Annotated in this window: 13 protein-coding genes; 4 read left to right on the top strand and 9 right to left on the bottom strand. The window is 60.6% G+C overall.

Annotated elements, in window-relative coordinates; genetic code table 11:
• Positions 1–63: 63 nt before the first annotated feature.
• The 4 genes from HMPREF2779_RS05565 to HMPREF2779_RS05550 all read right to left on the bottom strand — a co-directional run bounded on the left by HMPREF2779_RS05565 (position 64) and on the right by HMPREF2779_RS05550 (position 5,334).
• Positions 64–1,413 carry a PIG-L family deacetylase gene (locus HMPREF2779_RS05565; RefSeq protein ID WP_105361016.1) on the bottom strand — a complete coding sequence of 450 codons (1,350 nt, stop codon included), beginning with the start codon at positions 1,411–1,413 and terminating at the stop codon, positions 64–66.
• 400 nt (positions 1,414–1,813) lie between these two features.
• A complete protein-coding gene (typA, locus tag HMPREF2779_RS05560; RefSeq protein WP_060824490.1) occupies positions 1,814–3,724 on the bottom strand; it encodes a translational GTPase TypA in 1,911 nt (636 codons plus the stop codon).
• Between the two features lie 209 nt (positions 3,725–3,933).
• Positions 3,934–4,866, bottom strand: coding sequence for an NAD(+) diphosphatase (locus tag HMPREF2779_RS05555; RefSeq protein WP_105361015.1), 933 nt, complete (start codon positions 4,864–4,866; stop codon positions 3,934–3,936).
• Between the two features lie 219 nt (positions 4,867–5,085).
• Entirely contained in the window at positions 5,086–5,334 is a 249-nt protein-coding gene (locus tag HMPREF2779_RS05550; protein ID WP_070685429.1) for an SGNH hydrolase domain-containing protein, read from the bottom strand.
• Positions 5,335–5,786: 452 nt separating this feature from the next.
• Between HMPREF2779_RS05550 and pgi the strand changes: the two genes are divergently transcribed.
• Positions 5,787–7,463, top strand: coding sequence for a glucose-6-phosphate isomerase (gene pgi / locus HMPREF2779_RS05545; RefSeq protein ID WP_070685431.1), 1,677 nt, complete (start codon positions 5,787–5,789; stop codon positions 7,461–7,463).
• 138 nt (positions 7,464–7,601) lie between these two features.
• Here pgi and HMPREF2779_RS05540 read toward each other — a convergent pair whose 3' ends face one another.
• The 3 genes from HMPREF2779_RS05540 to HMPREF2779_RS05530 all read right to left on the bottom strand — a co-directional run bounded on the left by HMPREF2779_RS05540 (position 7,602) and on the right by HMPREF2779_RS05530 (position 9,584).
• Entirely contained in the window at positions 7,602–8,288 is a 687-nt protein-coding gene (locus tag HMPREF2779_RS05540) for a pyroglutamyl-peptidase I (RefSeq protein ID WP_070685434.1), read from the bottom strand.
• A gap of 6 nt (positions 8,289–8,294) precedes the next feature.
• Complete coding sequence (locus HMPREF2779_RS05535; RefSeq protein ID WP_070685437.1) at positions 8,295–8,885, bottom strand: LOG family protein; 591 nt, start codon at positions 8,883–8,885, stop codon at positions 8,295–8,297.
• Between the two features lie 150 nt (positions 8,886–9,035).
• Positions 9,036–9,584 (bottom strand): NUDIX hydrolase, encoded by a 549-nt coding sequence (locus HMPREF2779_RS05530; protein ID WP_105361014.1) that lies wholly within the window; start codon positions 9,582–9,584, stop codon positions 9,036–9,038.
• A gap of 254 nt (positions 9,585–9,838) precedes the next feature.
• Here HMPREF2779_RS05530 and HMPREF2779_RS05525 point away from each other — a divergent pair, with 254 nt between their 5' ends.
• Positions 9,839–11,557, top strand: coding sequence for a hypothetical protein (locus HMPREF2779_RS05525; RefSeq protein WP_233992285.1), 1,719 nt, complete (start codon positions 9,839–9,841; stop codon positions 11,555–11,557).
• A gap of 138 nt (positions 11,558–11,695) precedes the next feature.
• On the opposite strand, the gene HMPREF2779_RS05520 is transcribed toward HMPREF2779_RS05525, so the two are convergent.
• Positions 11,696–13,189 (bottom strand): amino acid permease, encoded by a 1,494-nt coding sequence (locus HMPREF2779_RS05520; protein WP_049353320.1) that lies wholly within the window; start codon positions 13,187–13,189, stop codon positions 11,696–11,698.
• Positions 13,190–13,498: 309 nt separating this feature from the next.
• Positions 13,499–14,026: an OsmC family protein gene (locus tag HMPREF2779_RS05515; RefSeq protein WP_199774560.1), complete on the bottom strand. Its 528-nt coding sequence runs from the start codon at positions 14,024–14,026 to the stop codon at positions 13,499–13,501.
• Positions 14,027–14,249: 223 nt separating this feature from the next.
• Between HMPREF2779_RS05515 and HMPREF2779_RS05510 the strand changes: the two genes are divergently transcribed.
• Both HMPREF2779_RS05510 and HMPREF2779_RS05505 read left to right on the top strand, forming a co-directional pair.
• Positions 14,250–15,041, top strand: coding sequence for an AzlC family ABC transporter permease (locus HMPREF2779_RS05510; protein ID WP_105361012.1), 792 nt, complete (start codon positions 14,250–14,252; stop codon positions 15,039–15,041).
• 533 nt (positions 15,042–15,574) lie between these two features.
• Positions 15,575–15,910, top strand: coding sequence for a branched-chain amino acid transporter permease (locus HMPREF2779_RS05505; protein ID WP_060824483.1), 336 nt, complete (start codon positions 15,575–15,577; stop codon positions 15,908–15,910).
• The last annotated feature ends 3 nt before the right edge of the window (positions 15,911–15,913 follow it).

The raw sequence follows: 15,913 nt of genomic DNA, 5'->3' as shown, positions 1-15,913 counted from the left end.
AGGGGCGTTCCGGCTAGCCGGAACGCCCCTCCCCCACGTTATGACATAGTAATAGCCTTCAGGCTACTTCTTGGCGCGCGCACGCTGATGCGCCGCACGCGGCGAGAAATACTGCGCGTCCTTCACGCGAGCGCGCGTGTACACGAGCATGCCCAGCATCGCCGCAACCGGGGCGCCAAACCACCACAGGGCACCGTACAAGCCAATCGCCGAATGGCCCGGGTTCACCAGAACAAACGGCGAATCGGGGCGACCATAACCAAGCACGTACACAGTCACGAACACCGCAACAGCCACGACAGCCGCCGCGTAGCCGCGACGCAATGACAGGGCACACCACAGGGCGGTAAAGAAAACCGTCAGGTACGCCACCAGCAAGCCGAGGGGCAGAGCGGTATCCCCCGCGTACACGACCCAAGCGTGGTAGATTGACCCGGCAATACCGGCAAAAATACCCAGAATCGAGCCGGTCAGAACGCCCGCCACCAGGCCCGCCTCCTGCGGCTTCGGGTGCACGGTCGCCGTCGGGTCGCCGTCGAGCACACGAAAAGTCTCTACGGCAGAAATCTTCTGCGGCACCTTATTCGAGTACTCGAAAGTCTTCTCGTCCACCACCGTAATCTGGGTGCGGTGCGCCTCCATCGCCTTGCGCTTGGCGGTGCCGTCACCGTAGATTGCCGCCTGCACGCGCTGATCAGCCGCGTCGAACTCACCCTCAATACCCCAGGTGAGAATCGGGCGGTCCTCGTCATCTTCAAGAATCTGCAGAGCGCGGTGCACGATCTCGTACACGCGCACGTGGTCGGGGTGGCCGTAACCGCCGTCCGAATCGTAGGTGACAAGAACATCCGGGGTGAGGGCGCGGATAGCGGCAACCAGAGCCTGAGCCTGCGGTTCCAGAGGCTGCGCGGTCAACGAATCCTCCGCCGCCACCGGGTTGGCGACGGGCTTACCCTCCGGGCCCCACGCCATGCCGGAGTCACGGTACAACGGCAGCGCGCCCTCCGCGACGGCGGGTTCCTGACCCAGGAAGAACTGCTTCTTCACGCCCAGCGCCTTGATAGCGCCGGCAAGCTCACCGGTGCGGTACTCACCCAGCGCCTCACCGTTATCACGGCAGCCGGGCTTACCGACCTCCAGGTGATGTAGCTCCTCGGGGATAACCTCACCCAACTCACCGCGGGTAGCGGTCAGCAGGTACACCTCCGCGCCCTTCTGCGCATAGTACGCCATGGTCGCGCCGGTCGAGGAGGTTTCGTCGTCCGGGTGTGCATGCACAAACAGGATGCGCGCCTTCTTCGCATCGTAGTTATTCGGCAGCAGGTCGCGACGCGAGCTGGGGGCGATGCGCTCACCCTGCGTGGGGTAGCTGGGGGTCGCAGAATCAGGCTGAGTGTTCTCGGTTTCAGACACAGGCTTTCCCTCTCATACGCAGGGTTGGGTTTCTTGGACGGTCAAAGCGCGCCGGCAATTTACATCGTTGATCAGCAAACGTTGAGTCGCGGACAGGTGCCGCCACCGCGCAGGCGCATTATTTTATCTTACACACTCGCATGTACAGCACGGGGTGTTCAGGCTTTTCGAAAGCAGTTTTAGGCAGAAAGCAGAAGCGCCCGGCTCTCCTCCCCCTTCCCCCCCGCCGCCCCGCCGTTATTTCCCGAACGGATCGGGGTGGTTAAACGGTGGGTAAACAGAGCCGCCGCTACCTTCCATATGGAAGGTAGCGGCGGTTCTTGAACAACAACAGCGCTCGGGCAACGACAGCACCCGCTACAGCAGGTGAGTCGCTAACGCGCTATCAGTTCGCGCTGTACTAGTTCGCGCGGGCGCGGCGGCGGAACTCGCGGACACGCTCGTTGGAATCCAGGATGACCTTGCGGATACGAATCGCCTCGGGGGTCACCTCAACGCACTCGTCTTCGCGAGCGAATTCCAGGCACTCTTCCAGGGTCAGCTTCTTCGGCGGGGTCAGGTTTTCGAAGTTGTCCGCGGTCGAAGAACGCATGTTGGTCAGCTTCTTTTCCTTGGTGATGTTAACTTCCATGTCGTCTGCACGGGAGTTCATACCAACGATCATGCCCTCGTACACCTCAGAGGTGGGCTCCACGAAGAAGGTGCCACGCTCCTGCAGGTTAATCATTGCGTAGGGGGTCACCACGCCGGCACGGTCAGCGATCAGCGAACCGTTGGTGCGGTACTCAATGTCGCCAGCCCAGGGCTCGTGCTCAATCGAGTAGGAGGAAGAAATACCGGCACCGCGGGTCTCAGTCAGGAACTGAGTACGGAAACCAATCAGACCACGTGCGGGAACAGCGAACTCCATACGGACCCAACCGGTACCGTGGTTCGACATGTTCTCCATGCGGCCCTTACGTGCAGCCATCAGCTGGGTGACAGCACCCAGGTGCTCCTCGGGCACGTCAATAATCATGTGCTCCATGGGCTCGTAGACCTTGCCGTCGATGGTCTTGGTAACCACCTGGGGCTTACCCACGGTCAGCTCGAAGCCTTCGCGGCGCATCTGCTCCACGAGGATAGCCAGGGCGAGCTCGCCACGGCCCTGAACTTCCCACGCGTCCGGACGCTGGGTGGGCAGAACCTTGATGGACACGTTACCGATCAGCTCGCGGTCCAGGCGGTCCTTCACCTGACGTGCGGTGACCTTTGCGCCCTTAACGCGGCCAGCCAGCGGGGAGGTGTTAATACCGATGGTCATGGAGATCGCGGGATCGTCCACCTTGATCAGCGGCAGGGGCTTGGGGTTCTCAGCGTCGGTGAGGGTTTCACCAATGGTGATGTCCTCGATACCTGCCACTGCGACGATTTCGCCGGGGCCAGCGGACTCTGCGGGAACACGCTCAAGAGCCTTGGTAGCCAGCAGCTCGGAGATACGGACGTTCTTGATTTCACCGTCGTGACGTGCCCATGCAACGGTCTGGCCCTTCTTCAGGGTGCCGTTGAAGATACGGACCAGTGCCAGACGACCCAGGAACGGGGAGGAGTCCAGGTTGGTCACGTGTGCCTGCAGAACCTCGTTGGGGTCGTAGGTGGGGGCGGGCACGTGCTCGATGATGGTCTTGAACAGCGGCTCCAGGTCGTCGTTGTCGGGCAGCTGGCCGTCTGCGGGCTGGTTCAGGGATGCAGCGCCAGCCTTACCGGATGCGTACACTACCGGAACGTTCAGCACAGCGTCCAGGTCCAGGTCGGGAACCTCGTCCGCCAGGTCAGATGCCAGGCCGAGCAGCAGGTCCATGGACTCGCCAACGACCTCGTCGATACGGGAGTCGGGGCGGTCAACCTTGTTCACCACGAGGATCACGGGTAGCTTAGCAGCCAGTGCCTTACGCAGCACGAAGCGGGTCTGGGGCAGCGGACCTTCGGATGCGTCCACGAGCAGCACAACGCCGTCAACCATGGACAGGCCGCGCTCCACCTCGCCACCGAAGTCGGCGTGGCCGGGGGTGTCAATAACGTTAATGGTGATGGTCTCACCGTTGGCGGAAGGGCCGTTGTAGAACACGGTGGTGTTCTTCGCCAGAATGGTGATGCCCTTTTCCTTTTCGAGGTCGCCGGAGTCCATGACTCGGTCTTCAACATCTGCGTGGGCAGAGAAGGCGTGGGTCTGCTGCAGCATCGCGTCGACGATGGTGGTCTTGCCGTGGTCAACGTGTGCCACGATGGCCACATTGCGAAGGTCGGGGCGCGAAGCGGTGTTTTCAGACATGCGTTAAGTTTCTCGCTTAAATCTAGGGGATAGTCTTGCCAGCGGGTGCGCTCTAGACAGCGCGGGGGTCACGGGGCAGTACCTTCAGATAGATATCTGGGGGTGTTTGCCGGTTGGAGTGTTTGCCGGTGGAGCCGCTCTGCAATGAGAGCGTTTCCGGGCACGCCAAAACCGACCCCCCTCCGTTGGGCTTAGCTACCAGTGTATCACTAGGGCTTTTCTGCGAGCCACTCATCAATCATGCGGCGGGCGACAGCGTTCGTGCCGGGCAGCTCCAGCTTGGCGGGGTCGTCCTCGTCGCTGTTACCGCGCTCCTCCGAAATAGCAATCGCCTCACGCAACTCAGCCGCGGTAAACCAGCGGGCGACACGAATCTCACCGTCGTGATGGATGATGGTTTCGTTCTCATCTACGCGCACCCGGTAGCAAATCATGAGCGAACGCGGGAAAGGCCACACATCACTCATACGGTACTCGGTACTGAGGGCGTGCAGACCGGTCTCTTCGTAGACTTCGCGGGCAATTGCCTCTTCAAGGTTTTCGCCGGGGTCAACGAAACCGGCGATGAGGGCGAAACGGTTGGGGTGCCACTGGCGGTTATTCGCCAGTAGCACGCGCTCACCGTCGCGACTAGTCACCAGCGCCATGACGGCAGGTTCAATGCGGGGGAACACCATCTCGCCGGAGGCGGTGCGGCGGATGCCCTTGGAGCCGAGGGGCGCCTCCTCGCCACTGTAGGCGGAGTAGCGCATATCGATGAGGTAGTCGCGGCGTGCCAGGGCGGTGGCGTAGTGGGCGCGGCCTTCCGGGTCATCGTGGACCGGGTAGTAGCGGAAACCACTGGTGGAGGCGCGCACCCGAGGGTCGTTCAGGTCGGCGGCGACCTGCGCGAGGGTTTCGTCCTCACAGTAGAGCACGTGCACCTCTGCCTCACTATTCTTCTGGGCATCAGCACCGTAGGCGGCGGGGCGGATCACACTGCACGCAAGGATAGCCTCTTCGGTCAGCGGCTCGGCAGTATCGTTACCGGTCAGGTAGTGCAGGGTTCCGTCATCGTTGAGGAGGGTTTCCCCTTCGCAAGAAATGAGCAGGTAGCGCGGTGCGTAAGCGTCAGCGGGTGTGTGTTCAGGTGAAGAAGTCATAGGTTTTACTCTACTCTGCTCAGCTCCATTCCGTTCAAACAGCCCACGCGCGGCAACCGCTCGCCTGGCAAAACTAAAACCCGCATCCCCTTCCTAGCCAAACCCCCTTGCTCGTCCAAAATCCACGAAAGCCTACAAAGCGCAGCAAAGTCCCCTCCCGCACGCGGCGGAAGAGGACTTTACAGTCAACACATTATGCGAATTAGCCAAACGGATTGCTTACTTGCGGGTGATTCCCTTCGGGTCCCAGCCAGCGGCAAAGGCACGCTCGTAGACGATATCGGTGAGGGTTGCCTCGTAGACATTCGTCAGGTGGTTCGAGTCAGCGTACATGTACACGTTGCCATGCAGAACCGAGCACTTACCGTCGGGGCAGTACACGTCCTTCAGGTCAATCAGGTAGGCACCACGATCAGCATACTTGGCGAAAATCGGGGCGGAAGCCACGACTTTCCAGGAAAGATTCATAGGGAGGATTCTGACCATTTTTGGGCACACGAATCCCCTTGAAAAGGTTAAATGCCATATTTGATTGTCCTGAGTGTTGTGTTTGAGAGTTTGAGGCGGCACTCCGCCCCAAAGGTCGTACCGGGCGGAGAACCTCACTATTAGTGCGTGGAGGAGCGATGAGAGAATGTCGCCCATGTGTGTTTCTTAAATCCAGGCACTATTCCCGTCAGTATAACTTTCTTTAAATTGAAACTTCAAGGATTGTGGGCTTTCCCCACTCCCTTTGTGGACCATTCCCTTTGCCGACGGATACGCGCCCGACAAGGCACGTCATCCTATTCGTTTTCTTCGAATTACTACCTCGTTTCTGTGCCGCTCACAGCAGTGCCAGGTTTCGATTTTTCGCCGTATCGTCCCATATCACTCTCGAAAGAGGTGACAGAGAACCCCGAAAATAAGAGAATGGGAGCATGACTACTTCTATTGACCCTACGACCACCTCCGCGTGGTCCGCTCTGTCCGCTCATCACAAGTCCCTCACCCCGAACCTGCGCGAATGGTTTGCCGCTGACCCGGAACGCGCGCAGAAGCTCAGCTTCACCGCCGACGAACTGCACGTCGACCTGTCCAAGAACCTGATTACCCCCGAAACCGTCGAGCTGCTGGTCAAGCTCGCTGAAGAGGTCAAGCTGGAGCAGGCTCGCGAGGCAATGTTCTCCGGCGAGCACATTAACGTCACCGAAGACCGCGCAGTACTGCACACCGCACTGCGCCGCCCCGAGGGTTACACCCCTGCACTGACCGTTGACGGCCAGGACGTAGACGCAGACGTTCACGCCGTGCTGAAGAAGATCTACGCATTCGCTGAGCGCGTGCGCAACGGCAAGTGGACCGGCATCACCGGCAAGCGCATCGAGACCGTTGTGAACATCGGTATCGGTGGCTCCGACCTGGGCCCGGTCATGGTGTACGAGGCTCTCAAGCCCTACGCTGATGCAGGTATCACCGCACGCTTCATCTCCAACATTGACCCCACCGATGTGGCTGAGAAGGTTTCCGGCCTGGACCCCGAGACCACCCTGTTCATTGTCGCGTCCAAGACTTTCGGCACCCTCGAAACCCTGACCAACGCGCGCGTGGCACGCGAGTGGCTGCTGTCCGCACTGGCTGAGGCTGGCGCTCTGGAAGGTAAGGAAGCATCCGAGGCTGTGGCTAAGCACTTCGTGGCTGTCTCCACCGCACTGGATAAGGTTGCAGCATTCGGCATTGACCCCGAGAACGCTTTCGGCTTCTGGGACTGGGTTGGCGGCCGCTACTCTGTAGACTCCGCTATTGGTACCTCCCTGGCTATCGTTTTCGGCCCGAAGGTTTTCGCTGAATTCCTCGCTGGCTTCCACGCAATGGATGAGCACTTCCGCACCGCTCCCCTGGCTCAGAACGTACCCGTTCTGATGGGTCTGCTGAACATCTGGAACGTGAACTTCCTGGGTGCTGAGACCCACGCGGTTCTGCCCTACGACCAGTACCTGCACCGCTTCCCCGCATACCTGCAGCAGCTGACCATGGAGTCCAACGGCAAGTCCGTTCGCGCGGACGGCTCCTTCGTCAACTACGCAACCGGTGAAGTGTTCTGGGGCGAGCCCGGCACTAACGGCCAGCACGCTTTCTACCAGCTGATCCACCAGGGTACCCGCTTGATCCCCGCGGACTTCCTTGCCTTCGCTAACCCGGTCCACCCGACCAAGGACGGCGAGCAGGACGTTCACGAGCTGTTCCTGGCTAACTTCTTCGCGCAGTCTCAGGCTCTGGCGTTCGGCAAGACCGAGGAAGAGGTTCGTGCAGAGGGCACCGCAGAGCACGTGGTCAACGCACGTATCTTCAGCGGTAACCGCCCCTCCACCTCCATCATGGCGCCGCGCCTGACCCCGCGCGTTCTGGGTTCCCTGATTGCCCTGTACGAGCACATCACTTTCGTTCAGGGTGTTGTTTGGGGCATTGACTCCTTCGACCAGTGGGGCGTTGAGCTCGGTAAGAAGCTGGCACTGGACCTGGTTCCCGCTATTGAGGGTGACCGTGAGGTTCTGGCTCGTCAGGATTCTTCGACCGCTTCGCTGATTGACTACTACCTGAAGAACCGCACCAAGTAGTAGCTTGAGCCTGCATGTGCCGGTGTTATAGCCCGGCTGTGTAGGGTCAGCGCAGATGCACAAACCGCCGGATAGGCTCCCAGTTAGGGAGGCTATCCGGCGGTTTTGTTGTACGGGTTCTAGCTAAATGCCGTGCTGCTAGTTCACGGCGGGCAGGGTGTCGGAGGCGACCTCCGCAATAATGCGCACCACGGTGGATTCGGGTAGCTGCGGGATGCCCTGCTCGTCACGCACCACGCCACCGGCGTCACGGTGGGCGGTCATGCCGGTGTCTTCGGTGGTCTCTTCGCCGTCGGCGCAGGTTGCGGGCACATGCACGAATCCGGCGGGGATGCTCAGACCCAGTTCACGGCTGATGCGCTGACCCTCGTAGAACACGTGGTTGCACACGTAGGTTCCGGCGGTGTACGAAATCTCGACCGGCTCCCCCACCGCACGCAGACGCTCAAAGCTGGCGCGCACCGGCAGGGAGGAGAAGTATGCCTCCTGACCGCCCGGAGCGATCGGCTCATCGCAGCGCTGGTCGCCGTCGTTATCTTCAATACCGGCGGAGTCCAGGTTGATAGCGACCTGTTCGAGGCTGACTACGTCGCGGCCAACCGCCACGCCCAGGCTGATGAGCGCATCGGGCTGCACATCCTGCAGGGCGGTGCGCAGTGCAGTGCTAGAACCGTTGTAGCTGACGGGCAGCTCGCAGGCCACGACGCGCAGGTCCGGGCGGGCGGTATTCAGCGCCCGCACGGAGCCTTCTGCGAGCGCCACGGTGGGGTTGACGGGCACGCCGGGGAACGGTCCGAAGTAGGTCAGTAGCAGGGTATTGGCCATGGCAGTTCAGCTTTCTGCGTTGGTCTTTTCGGCGGCGCGGCGCTCTAGGTCCTTGGCGAGCGCATCCAGCAGCTCCTCGGGAGTGGTCGCGATAATGAGTTCGTCCAGGTAGCGCTCGTTCAGCAGGCCGGTGGAGGCCATGTAGTGCATCGCGTCGATGAGCTTATCCCAGTAGCCGCTCACGTTCAGCAGCGCAACCGGCTTGGAGTGGATGTCGAGGAACTGCCAGCTGAACACCTCGAAGAACTCTTCCAGGGTGCCGGGGCCGCCGGGCATGGCGACGAATGCGTCAGCCTTGTCGATCATGGCGATTTTGCGCTGGTGCATGGTGTCCACAATGTCGAGGGTGGTCTGGCCGGGGTACACGCCCTCCAGGCCGACCAGCTTGTGGGTGACTACGCCGTAGACCACGCCGCCGGCGTCCAGGGTTGCGCCCGCGACGGTGCCCATGAGGCCGGTGCGGCCGCCGCCGTAGACCACGCCAATATTGTTCTGGGCGCAGAGGGTGCCGAGTTCCTGGGCGCGGGTGGTGAAGAGCGGATCGTTGCCGGAGCGTGCACCGCAGTAGACGGCGAGGTTGTAGTCAGTCTTCTTCATGGTTCTCCTTGGGGTGTATGGGGGGTTCCGGGGTGGAGCGCCTCTATGCGTTCTACCCGCGATAGATGTTGCTGTGTTGAGGGTACCGGATGCACCTGTGTACCTCATGTGTGCCGCCCGCAGGTTCAGGGGGCGCGTTAGGGGCGGTGGTTACGGTAGCGGGGTACGTGCCAGCAGCGGGAAGATCTGCTCGGTATTCAGCGGTGCCTGCAATGCAGAATCGGAGGGGCAGCCCATGTCGGGGTTGAACCAGCGCAACTCAGCGATTTCGGCTTGCGGCACCAGAGAAGCCAATAGCTCGTGCTGCTCGTCGGTGGGTGCGTACTCGTAGGTTTCGGCGCGTACCGTAAAGCCTGCCTCGTTCAGTGCCGCCGCTTCGAGGAGTCCGCGGTGGTGCATCCGGGTGGGGTCTGGGGTGAGTCCGATTTCTTCGCTTACTTCGCGGCAGGCGGTCTGTAGCGGGGTCTCCCCCGGTTCGGGTTTGCCGCCGGGCATCATGAACCCGTCGCTGCCCTGCTTGCGCACGGTGAGTACGAGCCCGTCCCGGTTGCGGATTGCTACAGCGCACACGTTCACGACGCGGTGCGTGCTGTCGATGGCGCTGTGTTCAGTAGCGCTGTACTCAGTAGCGTTGGGTTCGGCGGGCGGGGCGGGCGGGGCTACTTCTACTCGGTTCTGCGGGTTCTTCTGCGTGGGCATCTTTCTACCCTAGCATTTCCGTATCCTCCAGCCGGCGCTGTGCGTGTTTGTCTTATTCATCCGCCCTATTATGCGCCCTGTAGGCATTGGTTTTACGTAATATTTCGGCGAGTTATCTTATGTCCGGTTCATGCGTTTAGGTGCGTGTTACGGTGTAATTAACCGCGATGTCGCGGTACCGTATACGCACTCGACTTGGCGCGATACAGGAAGAGTGCGGATCGCTCAATCACCCATGTAGAAGGAACTTCATGATGGCTAACTCTTCTCGTGCCCGCCGCTACGGTAGCGCCGGCGCTTCTGTTCTTCTTGCCGCATCCTTGAGCTTGTGCGCTCTGCCTTCTGTTGCGGCAGCTGATACCCCGAATCCGGATAACCCGCCGGTTATTACGGTCTACAACTACAAGGTTGAGACCAATACTCGTGAGTTGAAGACCGCCCTGCGTCTGAACAAGATTACGTTCAAGGCATCGAAACTGCCCGCGAAAACTACCGCTTTCGCCCCGGCATTGCACGAGGCAAACCATAGGGGTTTCCCGTTTCTGAACCCGATTCAGACGGTGCGCGTTGAGGGCCCGTTCAAGGACGGCACGGCGACTGCGACCCATTACGTTCCCGGTAGCCTGATTGACCCGGCGAAGAACTACAGCTTCGTCGCTAATATCATCGTTGATGGTTACGGGGGCGGTCAGATTCTGCGCATGGACGTTGTGAAGGATAGCGCCGCACCGGTTCTGCACGTGGATTCGCCGCGTCTGAACACCAAGGGTGAGACCGTGTTGAAGGTGCGCGGTACCGGCTACACCGGTGAGGCGACCCCGCACGGTGTGCGCGTGGTGGTGTCTGATACGAATGTGTGGGTTCCCGGTCGTTTTCCCCAGCAGGGTATGCGTTTCGTGGCTGAGGTGACCGTACCTGCTTCGCAGATTCACAACGGTGTCTTTGAGACGGAGGTTAAGGTTCCGGCGGATGTTGCGGCGACGCTGAATACCTCTCACAAGTACATTGCGGGCACCATGGCGGCTGGCGTTCAGGGTGCTGAGTACGGCTCGTTTGATGCACAGAAGCCTCTTGAGCTTTTCGCGCAGGAGCCCGTAGTTTCTGCGGTTCCGACCTATGCTCCGACGGTGGCTCCTCTGCCCGAGGCAACCGTGGGCGTAAACCCGACGGACGCGCCCACCGTGGCGCCCCTGCCTGAAGCAACCGTGGGCGTGAACCCCACCGACGCACCGACCGTGGCTCCCCTGCCCGAGGCAACCGTTGGCGTTAACCCAACCGATGCACCCACCGTGGCACCTCTGCCCGAAGCAACCATTGGTGTAAACCCGACTGACGCACCCACCGTGGCGCCTCTGCCTGAGGCAACCGTAGGTGTAAACCCGACCGACGCGCCGACCGTAGCACCCCTGCCCGAAGCAACCGTTGGCGTGAACCCCACTGACGCGCCCACCGTGGCACCTCTGCCCGAGGCAACCGTGGGCGTGAACCCCACTGACGCACCGACGGTTCCCGCTCTGCCGGAAGCAACAGTCGGCGTGAACCCGACCGATGCTCCCACCGTGGCTCCCCTGCCCGAGGCAACCGTGGGTGTAAACCCCACTGATGCACCGACCGTTCCCGCACTGCCGGAAGCAACCATCGGTGTAAACCCGACCGACGCACCGACCGTTCCTGCACTGCCGGAAGCACCGGTTGCCGATAAGACCCCCAACGCTGACAAGCTGGAGGACGCAACCGTGGCGCATCCTAAGAGTAAGCCAGCTCAGAGCAAGCCCGCTCAGGAGGCTCCGGTGACCGCCGCCCGCTCGGCTCAGGACACGCTGGCAATGAACACCCCGGCAAAGGACAGCCCCAAGAAGGCTACCCTGGCGAACACCGGCGCATCCAGTGTTGGCGTGATTGTTGGCATTGGCGTTGTCGCGATTTGTGCGGGTCTGGGTTTGAGCGTTCTGCGCTCGCGCCGCCACTCCTAAGAGCTGCAGGGCGCACAGCTTAGCTCACCCGTACGGAATAAACTGCGGATAGCAAAGAGCCGCCGGCTCCCCTCAATCAGGGGAACCGGCGGCTCTTCACGTATCAGCTCGTTCAATCAGCTGGTGCAATCGTTCGCGTTACTTCGAAGCCTTAACCTCGATGCCGCTCACGTCAATCTGCTCCAGCGGAATCAGGCGGTCACGAGTGACCACGCGGTGCACCAGCCAGACCGCGATAATCACGGGCAGACCAATGTAGGAGCTGAGCACGCCAGCCCAGTCACCGCTCAGGAACGCCTCGTAGTTCTGGCCGCCAATAACGACCAGGCACATGAGGAAGGCGATAATCGGGCCCGCGGGGAAGAACGGCGCCACGTAAGGCAGGTCCTTTAGGCTGTTACCCTGCTTCAGGTACGCGCGGCGGAAACGGTAGTGCGCCACGGCGATACCCACCCAGGTGATGAAGCCAGCCAGACCGGACACGTTCACCAGCCACAGGTACGCACCATCGGGCGAGAGCAGTGCGGCGATGAAGCCGACCGCGCCGATAGCTGCGGTAGCCAGCAGTGCGTTCATGGGCACGCCGCCGGAGTTGATGCGGGTGAACATCTTCGGTGCCTTACCCTCCTGGGCGAGTGCGAAGAGCATACGAGCCGAAACGTACAGGCCCGAGTTACCTGCAGAGAGCACTGCGGAGAGGATCACGGCGTTCATGATGGCAGCCGCGAAGGCGATGCCCGCACGCTCGAAGATGAGGGTGAACGGGGAGATGTTGATGTTGCCGTCCGCTGCGGTGAGCAGGTTCGGGTCGGAGTAAGGAATCAGGAAGCCGATGACGACCATCGCACCGATGTAGAAGAGCATGATGCGCCAGAACACGCTGGTCAGCGCGCGGGGCACGTCGCGGCGGGGGTTCTCAGATTCGCCGGCAGCCACACCTATCATTTCGGTGCCCTGGAAGGAGAAGCCTGCCACCATGAAGATGGCGAGTACGGCGGGTGCGCCGCCGACGAAGGGTGCCTCACCGACGGTCCAGTTGGAGACGCCCGGGGAGCTACCACCCAGGATGCCGAAGATCATGGCGATACCTGCGATGAGGAAGACGACCACCGTGACGACCTTGATGGTGGCGAGCCAGAATTCGCTTTCACCGTAGGAGCGTGCCGAGAGGGCGTTGATGCCGGTCAGCAGCACGAGGAATCCTGCCGCCCACACCCAGGATGGGATGTCCGGGAACCAGTACCTCATCACCTCGCCGACGGCGACGAGTTCGGCGGCGACGGTAATCGCCCAGTTGAACCAGTAGTTCCAGCCCATGGCGAAGCCGAAGGACGGGGACACGTAGCGTGCCGCGTAGGTCTGGAATGCGCCGGGGACGGGCAGGTGCGCGGCCATCTCGCCGAGGGACTGCATGAGGAACAGAACCATGACGCCGATGAGGGCGTAGGCGAGGATTGCGCCGCCGGGGCCTGCGGTGGAGATGGTCTTACCGGAGGCGACGAAGAGGCCGGTGCCGATTGCGCCGCCGATTGCGATCATCTGCATGTGGCGGGCGGAGAGGCCTCGCTTCAGTTCACCCTCTGCGGGGGTGGCTTCCGATGCAGCGCCGGAAGTCTCTGTAGGCTGTGCCATGTCAGGTCTTCTTTCTGAGGCTATTGTTTCGTGCGTTTGCTAGCGGTCTAGTCTGGTGTCCAGTCTAGTCTTGCTGCGGGCTGTGCCGCCGAAGGTTTGTGCCTGGGTCAAGAAATTCTTCAATCTTAAGGATTTCTTACGTACCGTAAGTTTTCCTAATCTGAGGGTCAATCCTACTCGCTTTTTAGACTCTTTTCCACCCCAAAACCACAAAAACACAGAAAAACCCTCCCGTACCATCTCAATACAAGCGGTACAGGAGGGTTCCCTATCGGGCTAATTCACCCGATCTATTCAGCTCACCCGGCTTTAGTCTGCCAGGTTGTGGAACGAAACGTTCGTGGGGTGCTCCACGGTACGAGAAACGGTGCAGTCCTTCTGCTCGCTGAGCTGAATCAGACGGTCCACCATCTTCTGCGCTTTGGCGCCCTGCTCATCGGCGGGGAATCGCACATCAAAGTCCACCTCAACGTCGTCGAGGCTCACCGCGCCGTCTTCGGTCTGCTTCAGCGCCGAGGCTAGCACCTCGAACACCTCGGGAGTGGAGCGGCGGGAGGTGCCCGCGTCCACGTCCACGGAGGAGCAGCCGGCAATCGCGGCGAGCAGCAGCTCGACGGGGGTCAGCAGGCCCTCGCCCACGCCGAAGTCGAGGGTTGCGCCGTTAGCACCGTAGGCACGGTAGCGCAGGCGGTCGATGCGCTCGATCTTGGTCTGGCGGTAGTTGTCGAGTTCGCGGCGTTCCTGCTGGCGCGAGTACACCTTCTTCTGCTCTTCTACAGTCTGCTCGGCGTTGTTCTGCACGCTGTTGTTCTGTTCAGCGTTGTTCTGCTCGGCCATTGAGGTTCCTTTCGGGTTATCTGCACGGTCGCTAGGTTATTCAGCGCCGCGTTGTTTAGCGTCATTCACTATAAGCGTGTTTCTCATTATTTTATTCCCGGACTCTTTTTCTCGACGGCCATCTAAGCGCTCCTATACACTGGAAAACCGCGGCGGAGCTTCGAAGTCCCTCACGCACACAGTAGATTTTTTGAAGAGCACAACAGGCACAAGGAACTCTTTTATGGCACAGACCCCCAGCGCTGAGCGTACGAGCACGCAGAATGATTTCCGCTTGGCTGTTGCGGATTCTTCCGTGGTGATGCTCGGTATCGCTGTGCTGGGTTTGGGTTTGGGTATTATCCTCAACGCGCACGGCCTGCCGGTCTGGACTGCGCCGCTGCTATCTGCCCTAGTTTTTGCCGGTTCGGTGGAGTTTTTTATGGTGGGCATGGTCAGTGGTGGCGCGCCCCTAGCGTCGATTGCGTTGACGGTGTTCCTGGTGAATGCGCGCCATCTGGTGTACGGTCTTTCCTACCCGTTGCACAATGTGAAGGGTTTCTGGGCTAAGGCTCTGGCGATTCACACTCTTTGCGATGAGGCGTTCGCGGTTAACTCCGGTCCCGACCGTAATGAGCGTTCGGGGGCGCGCATTCTGTGGGTGAACGTGCTGATTTACGTGTCGTGGGTTCTGAGCGTAGTCCTCGGGTATGTGCTGGGCGCGAGCTTCCTCAGCAGTCTGAAGGGCGTGGACTTCGTGATGGTGGCTATCTTCACGGTTCTTGCGATGGACGGCTACCGCGCCAACCCGGATCGTGTGACGGCGCTCTTTGTGGCGGTTTCGGCTGCGGCTGCGCTGATTTTTGCGCCGTCCTCGTTCTTGGTGGTGGCGTTGGGTTCGTATGTGGTGCTGCTGCTGGCGCGTTTCCCGATGGCGAGGCGCCGCGGTACGCTGCCGCATCGTGCTGCGCATGAGGTAGCGGCTGAGGCTGAAAGCGCCGCTACCGCTGATGCCCCCGCTTCCACACAGCGATAAGAACGTTACATACGTGTTCGAAACCGGTTAGGATAGATGAGTGGAGCTTCGCTCTCCCCTCTTTCTATTTCTAGGATTCGTACAATGCCTCCCGCGCGAACCTGCACGGAGGCTCCCAGAGGTGAAGGTACACCATGACTCAGATGAAAGACACCGCTAAGGAAACTAGCGACGCAGAACGCTGTGCCGCCCCGGAGTAACACCGCACCGGGAGCGGCATCACCCGAGGTCACGCACGAGAACTACTGACGCGCGCAACTACCCGCGCTGAACTGTCCACACAGAACTGTCCACACAGAAAACTCGTGCAGGAGGAACGACCCTCTGCCTCCATGTTTCGCGGCTTTCATCAACTTACGTACCTACCGCACTACTTAGCCCCCCCCCAGCCCCTTCTTCGGTTGGGCTCTCCCTACCCTTTTCGCGGATGCTTTCACGGCTTCACCCGCGCGCCTCTTTCCGGGGTTCTTCCCCCCTTTCGGGGCACTCTTTCGGGGTCTTTCGCTGAGTATGTGCAGAAAGAGAAAATCTTCATGAACAGTGAAGTGACCACCGGCTATATTCTTGCCGCGATTCTTGTGGCTGCAGGTATTACGTTCCTGCTTCGTTTGCTTCCCTTCGGTTTGAAGAAGGCACTGGCTGGCTCCGAACTTTTGGATGCGCTCAGCCACTGGATTCCGCTCGGCGCAGTCGCGCTGCTTGCCATCTATGCGGTGGCGAAGATTGATTATTCTTCGTTCGCTACGGCGGCACCGTACCTGGCGGGTCTGGTGGTGACCGTGGCGGTTCACCTGTGGCGTAAGAATATGGTGCTGAGTATGGTGGCGGGTACCGTCACCTGCGTTGTGCTGGCTAACTGGGTTTTCTAGGGG

The sequence above is a fragment of the Rothia sp. HMSC069C03 genome (genome assembly GCF_001811075.1).
Classification (GTDB): Bacteria; Actinomycetota; Actinomycetes; order Actinomycetales; family Micrococcaceae; genus Rothia; species Rothia mucilaginosa.
The sequence above is the reverse complement of the archived record's forward strand: the minus strand, read 5'-3'. Positions and strand labels throughout refer to the sequence as shown.

Bases quoted from the DNA above. Each gene is read 5' to 3' on its own strand.
- HMPREF2779_RS05550 (WP_070685429.1), bottom strand. From the start codon at position 5,334: ATGAATCTTTCCTGGAAAGTCGTGGCTTCCGCCCCGATTTTCGCCAAG.
- HMPREF2779_RS05505 (WP_060824483.1), top strand. From the start codon at position 15,575: ATGAACAGTGAAGTGACCACCGGCTATATTCTTGCCGCGATTCTTGTG.
- HMPREF2779_RS05525 (WP_233992285.1), top strand. From the start codon at position 9,839: ATGGCTAACTCTTCTCGTGCCCGCCGCTACGGTAGCGCCGGCGCTTCT.
- HMPREF2779_RS05510 (WP_105361012.1), top strand. From the start codon at position 14,250: ATGGCACAGACCCCCAGCGCTGAGCGTACGAGCACGCAGAATGATTTC.
- HMPREF2779_RS05555 (WP_105361015.1), bottom strand. From the start codon at position 4,866: ATGACTTCTTCACCTGAACACACACCCGCTGACGCTTACGCACCGCGC.
- pgi (WP_070685431.1), top strand. From the start codon at position 5,787: ATGACTACTTCTATTGACCCTACGACCACCTCCGCGTGGTCCGCTCTG.
- HMPREF2779_RS05515 (WP_199774560.1), bottom strand. From the start codon at position 14,026: ATGGCCGAGCAGAACAACGCTGAACAGAACAACAGCGTGCAGAACAAC.
- typA (WP_060824490.1), bottom strand. From the start codon at position 3,724: ATGTCTGAAAACACCGCTTCGCGCCCCGACCTTCGCAATGTGGCCATC.
- HMPREF2779_RS05535 (WP_070685437.1), bottom strand. From the start codon at position 8,885: ATGAAGAAGACTGACTACAACCTCGCCGTCTACTGCGGTGCACGCTCC.
- HMPREF2779_RS05530 (WP_105361014.1), bottom strand. From the start codon at position 9,584: ATGCCCACGCAGAAGAACCCGCAGAACCGAGTAGAAGTAGCCCCGCCC.
- HMPREF2779_RS05540 (WP_070685434.1), bottom strand. From the start codon at position 8,288: ATGGCCAATACCCTGCTACTGACCTACTTCGGACCGTTCCCCGGCGTG.
- HMPREF2779_RS05520 (WP_049353320.1), bottom strand. From the start codon at position 13,189: ATGGCACAGCCTACAGAGACTTCCGGCGCTGCATCGGAAGCCACCCCC.